The organism is Streptomyces sp. enrichment culture (assembly GCF_964273145.1).
GTDB lineage: Bacteria > Actinomycetota > Actinomycetes > Streptomycetales > Streptomycetaceae > Streptomyces.
In genome coordinates, this window is record NZ_OZ186873.1 from 2,812,896 (window position 1) to 2,825,352 (window position 12,457).

The 12,457-nt window shown below is 73.6% G+C and carries 10 protein-coding genes; 7 read left to right on the plus strand and 3 right to left on the minus strand.

Annotated elements, in window-relative coordinates; all coding sequences use genetic code 11:
- Positions 1 to 29: 29 nt before the first annotated feature.
- The 3 genes from ACSU6Z_RS12615 (at position 30) to ACSU6Z_RS12625 (ending at position 6,793) form a co-directional block, all read left to right on the plus strand.
- A complete protein-coding gene (locus ACSU6Z_RS12615) occupies positions 30 to 2,729 on the plus strand; it encodes a D-alanyl-D-alanine carboxypeptidase (protein ID WP_437045316.1) in 2,700 nt (899 codons plus the stop codon).
- A 182-nt stretch (positions 2,730 to 2,911) separates the two neighbouring features.
- Positions 2,912 to 4,942, plus strand: a complete 2,031-nt coding sequence (locus ACSU6Z_RS12620) for an MFS transporter (RefSeq protein ID WP_437045318.1) — start codon at positions 2,912 to 2,914, stop codon at positions 4,940 to 4,942.
- 270 nt (positions 4,943 to 5,212) lie between these two features.
- Positions 5,213 to 6,793: a sodium:solute symporter family protein gene (locus tag ACSU6Z_RS12625; RefSeq protein WP_437045320.1), complete on the plus strand. Its 1,581-nt coding sequence runs from the start codon at positions 5,213 to 5,215 to the stop codon at positions 6,791 to 6,793.
- A gap of 245 nt (positions 6,794 to 7,038) precedes the next feature.
- On the opposite strand, the gene ACSU6Z_RS12630 is transcribed toward ACSU6Z_RS12625, so the two are convergent.
- Together ACSU6Z_RS12630 and ACSU6Z_RS12635 are read right to left on the minus strand one after the other, a co-directional pair.
- The gene (locus ACSU6Z_RS12630; protein ID WP_437045322.1) at positions 7,039 to 8,154 is read right to left on the minus strand and encodes an ADP-ribosylglycohydrolase family protein; all 1,116 of its coding nucleotides are present in this window, start codon (positions 8,152 to 8,154) and stop codon (positions 7,039 to 7,041) included.
- A gap of 297 nt (positions 8,155 to 8,451) precedes the next feature.
- Positions 8,452 to 9,261 carry a helix-turn-helix domain-containing protein gene (locus ACSU6Z_RS12635; protein WP_437045324.1) on the minus strand — a complete coding sequence of 270 codons (810 nt, stop codon included), beginning with the start codon at positions 9,259 to 9,261 and terminating at the stop codon, positions 8,452 to 8,454.
- 624 nt (positions 9,262 to 9,885) lie between these two features.
- Here ACSU6Z_RS12635 and ACSU6Z_RS12640 point away from each other — a divergent pair.
- The 4 genes from ACSU6Z_RS12640 to ACSU6Z_RS12655 all read left to right on the plus strand — a co-directional run bounded on the left by ACSU6Z_RS12640 (position 9,886) and on the right by ACSU6Z_RS12655 (position 11,895).
- Positions 9,886 to 10,698, plus strand: a complete 813-nt coding sequence (locus ACSU6Z_RS12640) for a helix-turn-helix domain-containing protein (RefSeq protein ID WP_437045326.1) — start codon at positions 9,886 to 9,888, stop codon at positions 10,696 to 10,698.
- A complete protein-coding gene (locus ACSU6Z_RS12645) occupies positions 10,695 to 10,886 on the plus strand; it encodes a DUF397 domain-containing protein (RefSeq protein WP_437045328.1) in 192 nt (63 codons plus the stop codon). The genes ACSU6Z_RS12640 and ACSU6Z_RS12645 overlap by 4 nt, the downstream gene beginning before the upstream one ends.
- Positions 10,887 to 10,929: 43 nt before the next feature.
- Positions 10,930 to 11,121: a DUF397 domain-containing protein gene (locus ACSU6Z_RS12650; RefSeq protein WP_437045330.1), complete on the plus strand. Its 192-nt coding sequence runs from the start codon at positions 10,930 to 10,932 to the stop codon at positions 11,119 to 11,121.
- 267 nt (positions 11,122 to 11,388) lie between these two features.
- Positions 11,389 to 11,895, plus strand: coding sequence for a DUF2165 domain-containing protein (locus ACSU6Z_RS12655; protein WP_437045331.1), 507 nt, complete (start codon positions 11,389 to 11,391; stop codon positions 11,893 to 11,895).
- On the opposite strand, the gene ACSU6Z_RS12660 is transcribed toward ACSU6Z_RS12655, so the two are convergent.
- A complete protein-coding gene (locus ACSU6Z_RS12660; RefSeq protein ID WP_437045333.1) occupies positions 11,888 to 12,454 on the minus strand; it encodes a hypothetical protein in 567 nt (188 codons plus the stop codon). The genes ACSU6Z_RS12655 and ACSU6Z_RS12660 overlap by 8 nt on opposite strands.
- Positions 12,455 to 12,457 lie beyond the last annotated feature (3 nt).

A 12,457-nucleotide genomic window follows, 5' to 3' on the forward strand; every position in this document is an offset into this window, starting at 1 on the left:
TTCGTACGCGCACGCTGTATGCGCGGCGCATGGAGGAGGCATCGGTGGCGGGCGAGTCCCCCGACAAGTCGAAGCAGCGCGAGTCGTCGGCACGACCGGCGTCGGGGAGCTCGGGTCCGGTTCCCGAGCCCCGCGCCGAGTCGGGCGACGACCGCGGGGCGCGTGATCCGCGACCGGCGGCCTCGCGGGAGTCCGCGACGCCGTCGGCGGCCGGCCGGGACGCCGACGCGGCGACCGGGGCGGCCGGGGCGCTGCCGGCTTCCGGGCCGGAGTCGGAGGGTGCGGCGGCCGAGGACGAGGGGGCCGGCGCCGAGGACTCCGCCGCCCCCGGCGACCGCGGCGGGAAGGCCGGCGTGCCGAGCGACGCCAGGCTGCGCAAGGCCGTGGCGGCCTGGGCGGCGTCGGCGGACGGGAACGACGAGGGCGAGGACGGCGCGCGAGGCGGGACCGGCGGCCCGTCCGAGGGCCCCGAGAAGGCCGGAAAGGGCGCGGGGGGATCCGGGGAGGCCGGAAAGGCCGGGGAGGGCCTCGGGAGGGCCGAGGGCACCGAGAAGGACCCCAGGAGGGCCGGGAGCGCCGCCAGGACCAGGGAGGGCCTCGGGAAGGCCGGGGGCGCCGAGGAGGACCCCAGGAGGGCCGGGGGCGCCGAGAAGAGCCCTGAGAGGACCGGGAAGGCCGCAGAGGCCGAGGAAGGCCCCGGGAGGACCGGGGGCGCCGCCAAGGCCGGGGAGGGCCTCGGGAAGGCCGGAGAGGCCGGGAAGGGCCGCGCGGTCGGCACCGGTGCGCGAAACGGCGGCGAGGGCACCGGCGCTTCCGGGGCCGGGAACGGCCGGGCCGGCGCGAGCGCCGCGACCGGCGGCAAGGACACCGGCGCCGGCGGCACGGACGCAGGAAAGGCAGGGAAGGCCGGGAAGGCCGTCGGCGGCACGGACGCCGGGAAGACCGGGAAGGCCGTCGGCGGCACGGACGCCGGTGCCTCCGGGGCCGAGGAGGACGCCGGCGCCGGAGGCGGCGGGCGGTCCGCCGAGCCGCCCGTCGACCAGCCCACCACCGTCTTCAAGGCCGTACGGCCCTCCGGACCCGCCGTCGACCAGCCGACGACCATGCTGAGACTGGGCGACGCGGGCATAGGGCAGAGGAAAGCCGAAAAAACCGAGAACGCCGAAAGGGACGAAAAGTCCGGCACGCCCAAGCCTGCCGCGGCCGCCGGGTCCACCAAGGCCGCCAAGGCCGCCGGGTCCGCTCCCGAGTCCGACGCCGAGCGCACCAGCAAGTTCGTCGCGCTCAAGCCCCTGGACGACCCGGCGACCCGCAAGCCGCCGCGGAACGGCCCGGCGGCGCCCGCCGCCGAGGCCACCACCGCGCTGCCCCGGACGCCCGCGGACGCCACCGCGCCCGTCCCGCAGGTCGGGCCGGAGCGGACGACGCAGCAGCCGCTGCCGCCGAAGCCGCCGCTGGACCTGCTGGCGGAGCTGACCAACACCCCGCCGCCGCCCCCGACTCCGCTGCGCACGCTCGCGCGCCGGGTCAAGATCTGGACGCCGCTGGTCCTTCTGCTGGTGGTCGTCTTCGCGGTCGTGCAGGCCATGCGTCCGCTGCCGTCGCCCGAGCTGGAGCTCACGGCGAAGGACAGCTACACCTTCGGGGGCGGCAAGGCCGACATCCCGTGGCCGTCCTCCGGGCAGGCCGCGCTGGACGTCCAGGGCATCGGCACGTTCGGCTCGTCCGGCGAGCAGAAGCCCGTGCCGATCGCGAGCGTCGCCAAGGTGATGACCGCGTACATCATCCTGCGCGACCACCCGCTCGGCAGCGGTGAGGAAGGGCCGAAGATCGAGATCGACCAGGCGGCCCAGGACCAGGGCATCGCGGAGAGCGACGAGTCGAAGGTCAAGGTCTACAAGGGCGACAGGATCTCCCAGCGCGAGGCCCTGGAGGGCGTCCTCATCGCGTCCGCCAACAACGTGGCGCGGCTGCTCGCCCGCTGGGACGCGGGGTCGGAGAAGGCGTTCGTGCAGAAGATGAACGACGCCGCCGAGGACCTCGGCATGACCAACACCACGTACACCGACCCGTCGGGGCTGAACAACACGACGGTGAGCACGGCCGTGGACCAGGTGAAGCTGGCCAAGGAGGCGATGAAGTCGCCCGCGTTCCGCGAGGTCGCGGCGATGATGTCGTACGTCGACTACAAGGGCGCCACGCACCCCAACTGGAACCAGCTGGTCGGCTTCAACAACGTGGTCGGCATCAAGACCGGCACCACGAGCTCGGCGCTCGGCAACCTGGTCTTCGCGGCGAAGAAGGAGGTCGGGGGCGAGATGCGGACGATCGTCGGCGCCGTGGTGCGCCAGCCCCCGGGCGGTGCGGACAACTCGATCCTCGCGGGCGCCCTGTCGGCGGGCGACAAGCTGATCCGGGCCGCGCAGGGCGCGCTGGAGTCGCGGACGATCCTGAAGAAGGGCGAGGTCGTCGGGTACGTCGACGACGGGCTCGGCGGCCGCACGCCGGTCGTCGCGACGCAGGACGTGAAGGCGGTCGGCTGGGCGGGCCTGACGGTGCGGCTGACGTTCGCCGCCGACGACATCCCGCACACCGCGAAGGCCGGCACCGAGGTGGGCACGCTCACCGTGGGCGACGGCGGGGTCAGCGGCGCGGTGAAGGTGCCGGTCGCCCTGGAGAAGGACCTGCTCGAGCCGGGCTTCACGGACAAGCTGACCCGCATCGGCTGACGCCGGCCCGGATCCCCCGGCCCCCGGGGCCCCGGACCGCCGGTTCCCCGAACCCGCTCGCGCACCCCGTCGGCGGCGCCCCACCCGGGCGACCGCCGGCGGGGTGCGTGCTAGCGTCCCGAACCGGGGCAAGGCCGCCGGTCGCGGAGGAGCGGCCGTGAACACCATGGAACGCGAGGGCCATGGGACGGGAACGCGGCCGGGAACAGCACACGGGACACGGGGAGCGCCTTCAGGTGGCCACTGCGGAGCCGACACACGCCGACGACGCCGATCAGGGTCCGGGAACCGGCCCGCGAATACCCGGCCGCCCACCGGAGCGGCAGCCCAGTCACTCGGATCACCCCCGCCATGCGGAGCACCACGGCCCCGCCGCCCCCTCCGCTCCCTCAAGCCAACCGGCCCCCTCAGGCGCTTCCGGCATCTCCGGTTCCTCCGGCCGAGGCGGTGTCCCCGCTCCGCGCGGCGGCCGTCCGGAGTCCCCGTCCCCTCCGAGCGCCGCCGCCCTGCGCGGGCGTCCCGCCCGTCACCCCGTGCTGTTCGTCACCGGCCTCGCCGGGGTCCTCCACGTCCTCTGGTTCTTCACGTTCGCGAACAGTGGTGGTGATCTCGCGGCGCAGGACGCGTGGGCGGAGTTCGTCGGCCGGCACCCCGACTCGGCGTACAACCTCGCCTGGTACGGCGGCATGCACCCGGTGTCGTACAGCGTCGTGTCGCCGTACCTGATGTCGGTGCTCGGCGTGCGGACGACGATGATGATCGCGGGGACGCTCTCCGCCGGGCTGCTGACGCTGATCCTGGTCCGCAGCCGGGTCGTGACCCGGCCCCTGGCGCCCGCGCTGGCGGGCGCCTTCGGTCTGCTCTGCAACGCCGTGTCGGGGCGGGTGACGTTCGGGCTGGGCACGATGTTCGCGCTCGGCGCGGTCGCCGTCGTGTTCTGCTGGCCCCACCGCTGGCGTCGCAAGCGGTGGGCGAAGGCGCTGTGCGCGGCGCCGCTGGCCGCGCTCGCCACCATGGCCTCACCGGTGGCGGGCCTGTTCGTGGGGCTGGTCGCGGTGGCGCTGTTCCTGCAGAAGCGCCGCCCGGGGGCCTGGGCGCTGGGGCTGGCGCCGAGTGCGGTGGTGGCGCTCTCGGCGTGGCTGTTCCCGTTCTCCGGGACGCAGCCGATGTCGTTCGGGTCGGCGTTGCTGCCGCTGGTCTACGCGGTCCTGGTGTGCGCGCTGGTGCCGCGCGCGTGGGTGACGGTGCGGATCACGGCCGGGGTGTACGCCCTGGCCGTGCTGCTGGTGTGGCTGATCAGCTCGCAGATCGGGTCCAACATCACGCGGTTGGCGATGCTGTTCGCGGGCGCGGTGCTGGTGGCGGCGCTGCCGTTCGCGGTGCCGCGCTCGCGCAAGTGGTACGCCCTGGCGGCCGCCGTCGTCGGTTTCGTGGCCTGGATCGGCTTCAAGTCGGTCGACGACGTCGTCCACACCACTCCGGCCGCCTCCTGGGCGCGGGAGCTGGCGCCGCTCGTCAACGAGCTCCAGGAGGTGGGTGCCGAGAAGGGCCGGGTGGAGGTCGTGCCGGCCCGCTCCCACCGGGAGGCGTCGGCGCTGGCGCCGTACGTGAACCTGGCCCGGGGCTGGAACCGCCAGGCCGACATGGAGCGCAACCCGCTCTTCTACGACGGCACCCTCAACTCGGCGAACTACCGCGAGTGGCTCAAGCGGTGGGCCGTGCGCTTCGTCGTGCTGCCCAAGGGCGAGCCGGACGGCGCCGGCGGTGAGCGCGAGCGGGAGCTGGTGCAGCGGGGGCTGCCGTACCTGAGGCAGGTGTGGGGCGATGCCAACTGGCAGTTGTTCGAGGTGCTCGACCCCACCCCGCTGGCCGGGCCGCACGCCGTGGTGGAGCGGGCCGAACAGGGCGAGTGGACAATCCGGGTCGAGCGGGCGGGCCGGGTGCTGGTCCGCATCCCGTACTCGCCGTGGCTGAGCATCGTCGACGCCGAGGGCAGGCGCCTGCAGGCGCCGCAGGAGACGGTGGCGTCGAGGAACCGTCCCGAGGGGACGCCTAAGACGTACGACAACGTCAACGGCTGCCTGATGGAGACGGAGGAGGATCCCGCGGGCGACAAGTGGACGGTGCTGCTCGCGCCGAAGCCGGGGACCTACCGGCTGGCGGCGCCGTACCAGCTGCCGCGCGGGACGCCGTGCCCGCAGGAGCTGCGCTGATTCCGCGGCCGTCCGGCGGCCGTTGCCGCCCCGGCCGTCCGCGGGGCGGCCGTCCGTATGGCGAACACTCACGATCGAGTTCATATAGGTGAACTGAGGTCATTCACTCGAACATTTTACCCCCTCTTGACCTTCCGCTTCCTTGTCGCGCCCGCGCGTCCCCACCCACGATGAGCGGGCACTTCGCGGCCTTCCTCGCCCCTACCCCGTTCAGGCGAAGTGCCAACCAGCTGGGCGGAGTTCACAAGGCGGACCCTGGAAGGGGGGCACATGAACAGTCTCGACTGGGCCGTGCTCATCGGCTACTTCGCCGTGATGGTCGCCATCGGCGTCTGGTCGCACAAACGCGTGGACAACGTCAGCGACTTCTTCACGGCCGGCGGGAAGATGCCCTGGTGGCTCTCCGGCATCTCGCACCACATGTCGGGCTACAGCGCGGTGATGTTCACGGGGTACGCGGGCATCGCCTACACCTACGGCGTCACGTCCTTCGTCACCTGGTCCTTCCCCATCGCCCTCGGCATCGCCATCGGCTCGAAGCTGTTCGCGCCGCGCATCAACCGGTTGCGGTCCCGGCTCCACGTGGCCTCCCCGCTCGAGTACCTCAAGAACCGCTACAACCTGCGCACCCAGCAAGCGCTGGCCTGGTCCGGCATGCTGCTGAAGATCGTGGACGTGGGCGCCAAGTGGGCCGCGATCGCCACGCTGCTGTCGGTGTTCACCGGCATCTCGCTCAACCAGGGCATCCTCATCACCGGCGTGGTCACGGGCGTCTACTGCACGATCGGCGGCCTGTGGGCGGACGCGCTGACCGAGCTCGGCCAGTTCGTCATCCAGCTCCTGGCCGGCGTCGCGATGTTCGTGGCGGTCGTGGTGAAACTCGGCGACTACGGCGGCTTCTTCGGCGTGTGGGACGAGCCCGCCCTGGACGGCCACGAGAAGCCGCTGGTCGGCCCGTACAGCACGGTGTTCCTGCTCGCCTTCCTCTTCATCAAGCTCTTCGAGTACAACGGCGGCATGCTCAACCAGGCGCAGCGCTACATGGCGACGCCGAACGCCCGCCAGGCCGAACGGTCGGCACGGCTGTCGGCGGTGCTGTGGCTGGTGTGGCCGCTGGTGCTGTTCTTCCCGATGTGGATGTCGCCGCTGCTGGTGGAGTCGAAGACGGCGGACGGCTCCGACTCCTACGCCCTGATGACCGAACAGCTCCTCCCGCACGGTCTGCTGGGGCTGGTCATCGTCGGTTTCTTCTCCCACACCATGGCCATGTGCTCCTCCGACGCCAACGCGATCGCGGCCGTCTTCACGCGGGACGTGGCGCCGGTGCTGTCGGTGAAGGCGCGGGCCTGGAGCGAGCGCACCGGCCTGATCGCGGCACGGCTGACGACGGTGGTCTTCCTCGCCCTGTCGATGGCGGTGGCGACGCAGGTCAACTCCCCCGCCTTCAAGGACATCATCACCGTCGTCATCAAGTGGGTGGCCGGCCTGATGGGCCCGATCGCCATCCCGATGATGCTGGGCCTGCTCCGCCCCTTCCGCCGCTCCGGCCCGACGGCCGCGCTCACCAGCTGGGCCGCCGGCCTGTTCGCCTTCTGGCTGGTCAACTACCCGATCCACTGGAACATCGACGGCGGTGTGCCGCTCCAGTACCAGGTGTCGATCCCGCTGGCCGTCTCGCTGGTGCTGTACATCGTGATCGGCTTCGTCAAGCCGGAGGACACCCCGGAACGGCTCGCGATCATCGAGCGCGTGAACACGGACGGGGACGACTCCTCCGGTGCCGCGGCGGCGGTCCCGGCACCGGCGGGCGGGGCGGAGGGTGCGGCGGGCCGGACGTGGGTCAAGGACTAGGTGTTCCGTCCGGGCCGGCCTGTCCGGGGCCCCGGGGAACGGAACCGCCATGGTGCGGAACCCGCGGCGGACGAGCACGTGTCCGCCGCGCCGCGTGCGCGGTCCGTTCCCTCCTCGCGGGAAGCGGGACCGCAGGTGGCGGGGGAACGGCAGTGTTCCCCGGCGCCGTCACCGCGGGCGGCGCCGTCACCGTCGCGGACGGCGGCCGGGGAGCGGTGGCCGCTGCGGGGAGGACGCCGTCGGGGTCAGGCCCGCGGGTAGCGGGCGAGCCAGCCCGGGGACGCCCCGGCCGGGCCGTGCAGCGCCGGGCCCTGGGTCGTCTCCATCGCGAAGTCGTCGGCCAGCTCCAGGATCGTGGGGCGGCCCTCCAGTTCGGCCAGCCAGCCCGGCGGGATGGCCGTCTCGCCGTGCAGTGCGCCGATCAGCCCGCCCGTCAGGGCGCCGGCGGCGGCTGAGGGCCCGTCGTGGTTGACGGCGAGGGACAGCGCGTGCCGGGCGTCCTCGCCGACGGACGCGCAGTACACGGCGGCGGCGACCAGTTCCTCCGCCGTGCCGTCCCCGGCCAGCCCGGCCACCCGCTCGGGCGTCGGCAGCCCCTGCCGTACGGTGTCCAGCGCCTGCCGGAGCGCCTCGGACACCGGTTCGTGCCCCGGCCACGCGGCGAGCAACGCGAGCGACTGGTGCACCGCGGCCTCCGGGGCGGCCCCGCGGGCCAGCCCGTGCACGACCACGGCGTACGCGCCCGCCGCCAGGCGGGCGGCGGGGTGGCCGTGGGTCTGCGCGGCGCACTCCACGGCGAGCCGGGCGACGAGTTGCGGGTCCCACCCGATCAGCAGCCCGAACGGGGCGGAGCGCCCGGCGGCCTCCGGCCCGCGCTCACCGGGGTTCTTGGGGGTGCCCGGCGTCCCCATGACCGTGTCCCCGAGGCCGAGCAGCAGCGCCCGCGTCGGGCCGCGCCGGACGTACAGCCACTCCTGGCGGGCCAGCCAGCCGTCTTCCTCGCGCCGCTCGTCGGGGCCCCAGTCGTGCTGGGTGGCGAGCCAGCGCCGGTACGCCCGGTGCAGGTCGGTCGGCGGGTGCCAGGCGCCGGTGTCCCGGCGCACCTGGGCGCGGATCAGCCCGTCCACGGAGAACAGCGTGAGCTGGGTGAGGTGCGTGACGGCGCCGCGCCGCCCGTAGGCGGGGGCGAGGTCGGTCAGTCCCCCGGCCCCGTACGCCTGCCGTATCCCGGCGAGGTCCAGCCGGTCGACGGGCGCGCCCAGCGCGTCGCCGACGGCCACCCCCAGCAGCGTCCCGCGCACCCGGCTGCGGAAGTCCTGCTGTTCGGCCCGCCCCCAGACGACTCCGGTTGTCGCGTCCACCCAGTCCTCCTGGGGCACCGTCCGTCCCGACGTAAGACGTCGAGCACTGTAATCGAGGGATGGGCGGTGCAGAAGGGAGAACGGGGACGCGTGGGGGACGCAGTGGCCGGTGGTCACTCGCACCGGGTCGCGTCGCCCACGGGGACGCGCGGGTGACGGGTGCGGGCAGGGGCCGGCGGGGTTGCGCCCGGTCTCCCCGGCGGACGGAGCCGGTGGCCGGTTCCTCGTGCGCGGACCCGCGCGGGTCCGCGCACGCCGCCGGGACGGTGCCGGTCGCGTGACCCGCTCCCTGCGTCCCTACGCCGCCCTCTGCCCGGGGGCCGCCGTGCGGCAGTCGCGGCAGCGGCCCGGGTGCGGTGCCCGGAACGCGCGGTCGCAGCCGTCGCAGGTCTGGAGGGGGTCGGGGCGGTGTTCCGGCTCCGACGCGGGGGACGGGGCGGCGGGCGGGTGCGGGGGCAGGTCGGCGGTGAGGCGGTGGTGCAGGAGGGCCGCCGGGTGGCGGATGGGGTCCTGGGGCAGGCCGGTCGTCAGGGTGCGCAGGACGGCGGCGGCGGGCACGCCGCGCTCCAGCCAGGCGGAGACGGCCGGGGCGAGGCGGCGCACGTCGCGTTCGGTGAGGAGCAGGCGGGGGTCGTGCGCGCGCAGGCGGACCAGCAGGTCGGACGCGGTGCGGTCGGCGGGCGGGGCGAGCGGGGCGGGCGCGGCGGCGGGCGGCTCCTCGGCCCGGAGCTCGGGGGCGGCGGCGCGGACGGCGGCGCGGGGGTGGTTGTAGGAGACCGTCCGGGTCACGACCCGGCCGGATCGAAGACGCTCCTTGGTGCGTGCGAGGTACCCGTGCGCCTCCAGCTCCCGCAGGGCGGCGGCGATCCTGATCTCCCCCTCGGGGAACTTCGCGGCCAGCGTCTTGATCCCGACCGTCGTCCCGGCGGGCAGCGACTGGATGTGGACGGCGAGTCCGATCGCCGTCAGGGACAGTTCCGGGTGCTGGAGGAGGTGGTTCCCGACCACGGTGAAGTGCTCGGTGTGGACCACGTTGACGTGCTCGACACCGCCGGTGGAACGGCCGGACGCGGCGCGCGCGGGCGCGCTAGGCTGCTGCTCAGTCATCGGGAAGCCCTTATCTTCCTCGGTGATCAGGCCCTCGCAGTGGGATGGCAGTCCCGGCGGGGGCCGAATCGTGTCTGTGGTTGTCGCGGCTGACGCTGCACCACGAACGGCCCGCCGCGCCAGCCCTGTTGGTGATGTTCACCCCGGAGAGTGATCGCCGGGGACGGCAGGGGTGGGTCTGGTTCTTTCCCCGGTTCTTTGGTCTTTGGCGTCGGGGGCCGCCGGGTCACGCCGTCCCGCGACCCGGTGCCGGTTCGGCCCGGGCGGTCCCGGCGCGGGCGGGGCCTCCGCCACGCCCCGGCGCTCGGCGAACGCCGCCACGATCCGCAGCCCCGGCCCGCCTCCGCGTCCCCGGTCACGGCGTCTCCCGCTTCCGCGTCCCCGGCCACCGGGTCCGGGAGGCGCGGGATCCGGTCGCCCCGGGCGTCGGCGCCCTCGATCCGGAGGTGCCGCCGGCCGGTGGCTCCAGCCGTCTCGTGTCCGTCATTTCGGGGGCCGAATTCCGGGTCGTGTCACCCGGCGTGGTCCTCCCTCCCTACTCTGAGCAGCCACGACCCCGGCACGGAGAGTCACCGTCCGGGTGCGTTCCGGGGGCGTGCGGCTCGTACACCGGGAGGGAGAGGCGTGGAGGACGAGGAGGCCGCGGCCGTGCTCAGGGCGGTCGGACGGCAGATCAAGATGTGGCGCGAGGCCGCCGGGCTGCGGCAGGCGGAGTTCGGGGCCGCGATCGGCTACAGCGAGGAGATGGTCTCGTCGGTGGAGCGGGCGCGGAGGATCCCGAAGCCCGATTTCCTGGACAAGGCGGACGAGGTCCTCGGGGCGGGCGGGAAGCTCGCGGTGATGAAGGAGGACGTGGAGAAGGCCCGCTACCCGAAGCAGGTACGGGACTTGGCGAAGCTGGAGGACGAGGCCGTCGAGCTGGGGGCGTACGCCAACCACAACATGCACGGCCTGCTGCAGACCGAGGGGTACGCGCGGGCGCTGTTCGCGATGCGGAGTCCGTCGTACGCCGAGGACGAGATCGACCGGCACGTCGCCGCCCGCATGGCGCGTCAGCGCGTCTTCGAGCGGGTGCCGTCGCCGCTGCTCACCTTCGTCCTGGAAGAGGTGACGCTGCGGCGGCCCGTCGGCGGCAGAATGGTGCTGCGGCAGCAGCTCGAACGCCTGCTGGAACTGGGCGGGTTGAGGCACGTCGCGATCCAGGTGATGCCCACGGACCGGGAGGACCACGCGGGCATGGGCGGGCCGATGCAACTGCTGAAACTTCGGGACGGCAAGACGCTGGGGCACTCCGAGGGGCAGCTCCACAACCGTGTGATCAGCGACCCTCGGGAAGTCCAGATCCTGGAAATGCGCTATGGAATGATCCGGGCGCAGGCCCTCCCTCCCCGGGAGTCGCTGACCTTCGTCGAGAAAGTGCTGGGAGAAGAGACATGACCTCCGCGCTGGAATGGTTCAGGAGCAGCTACAGCAGCAACGACGGCCCCGAGTGCGTCGAGGTCGCCATATCCCCCGCCGCCCACCCCACCGTCCACGTCCGCGACTCCAAGGACAGGGACGGCGCCCGCCTCACCTTCACCGACGCCACCTGGAACAGGTTCCTGGCGTTCACCACGCGGGGCTGAGCGCAGTGAGGTGAACGCGCCACATCGAGTACCCGGGAGAGACATGACCTCCGCGCTGGAATGGTTCAAGAGCAGCTACAGCAGCAACGACGGCCCCGATTGCGTGGAGGTCGCCATATCCCCCGCCGCCCGCCCCATCGTCCACGTCCGCGACTCCAAGGACAGGGACGGCGCCCGCCTCACCTTCACCGACGCCACCTGGAACAGGTTCCTGGCGTTCACCACGCGGGGCTGAGCCGCCCCGCTAACGGCGCGGGCGCCACCGGCGGTGACCGTCCGGGCGGCCGCCCCTCCGCGGCCCGGGCGCGGCCCGGCGGTCCCGCGGGCGCCGGCGGCCGTCGGCCGGTACCGGCACGTCGTCGGCGGCGTGGCGCTCGCGGCGGCGTCCGCCGCGTTCCCGGCGGACGAGGACCCGACACCCGTACAGACGCCCTCCGTTGACTTCGGAACACGTTACGGGCCGGGCGGTGCCGTGCCGCGCCGCGTGGGGAAGAGTACGGGCATGGCATCCATACCGGCCTCGCGCGCCCTGCCGCTCGCCGCCACCCTGCTCACCGGAACCCTCGCCCTCTACATCACCCTCGTCGCCGTCGGGAACATCACCGACTTCGGGACGAACCAGCAGTTCGTCCGCCATGTGCTGGCCATGGACACCACGTTCAGGGACGAGGACCTGATGTGGCGGGCGATCACCACCGAGTGGATCCAGGACGCCGCCTACGTCCTGATCATCGTGTGGGAGTGCGTCGCCGCGCTCGTCCTGCTGTACGGGACCTGGCTGTGGCTGCGGCGCGACCACCCGCGCGCCCGGCGGGTCAGCACGTACGGGCTGCTCATGCTGATGCTGCTGTTCGGCGCCGGGTTCATCGCGATCGGCGGGGAGTGGTTCGCGATGTGGCAGTCGGAGCAGTGGAACGGACTGGACGCGGCGACGCGCGTCTTCCTGCTCAGCGGGGTCGTGCTGATCGTCGACCAGTTGCCCATGGGGTCCGGCGACGACGTCAGGTGACCACCCTGACCTCCGTGCCGGGGGTGGCGAAGGCCCACACGGCCGCCCCGTCGGCCTTGTGCAGGCGTATGCCGCCCGTCTTCGCCCCGGCGGCGGCCGGCGGGGGCGAGGAGCCGTCGACGGCGTTGGAGAAGCCGACGGTGATGCCGTCCTGGATGGCGAAGTAGACGATGTGCTCGACCTCCACGCCGTCCGACCCGGTCGTGGACTCGGTGCGGCCCCCGATCGTGTAGGTGCCGGGGTCCGGGCTGACCGTGCCCGGCCACACGGTGAAGCTGCGCCGGGTGGCGTCGCTGGCGTCGACCAGCCAGACCCGCTTCTGCCCGACGGAGTAGACGATGCGGCGGCCCGTGCCGGAGTCCTCCGGCACGGCGGGTGTCGCGGGCGCGGTCGGAGTGGGGTGCGCGCGCGCCGCCGGGGCGCTGGGCCGGGCGGCGGCGGCGGGGGCGGGACGCGGTGCCTGGTCCGCCTGCACGGCCAGGACGGTCACCGCCGCGATCGCCCCCACGGTCAGGCCGGTGACCCAGGCCCACGAGGGAAGTCGGGCAGGCACGGGCACGCA

Excerpts from the sequence above, each read along its gene's own strand:
- ACSU6Z_RS12645 (WP_437045328.1), top strand. The coding sequence starts at position 10,695 with ATGACCTCCGCGCTGGAATGGTTCAGGAGCAGCTACAGCAGCAACGAC.
- ACSU6Z_RS12655 (WP_437045331.1), top strand. The coding sequence starts at position 11,389 with ATGGCATCCATACCGGCCTCGCGCGCCCTGCCGCTCGCCGCCACCCTG.
- ACSU6Z_RS12620 (WP_437045318.1), top strand. The coding sequence starts at position 2,912 with ATGGGACGGGAACGCGGCCGGGAACAGCACACGGGACACGGGGAGCGC.
- ACSU6Z_RS12635 (WP_437045324.1), bottom strand. The coding sequence starts at position 9,261 with ATGACTGAGCAGCAGCCTAGCGCGCCCGCGCGCGCCGCGTCCGGCCGT.
- ACSU6Z_RS12650 (WP_437045330.1), top strand. The coding sequence starts at position 10,930 with ATGACCTCCGCGCTGGAATGGTTCAAGAGCAGCTACAGCAGCAACGAC.
- ACSU6Z_RS12615 (WP_437045316.1), top strand. The coding sequence starts at position 30 with ATGGAGGAGGCATCGGTGGCGGGCGAGTCCCCCGACAAGTCGAAGCAG.
- ACSU6Z_RS12625 (WP_437045320.1), top strand. The coding sequence starts at position 5,213 with ATGAACAGTCTCGACTGGGCCGTGCTCATCGGCTACTTCGCCGTGATG.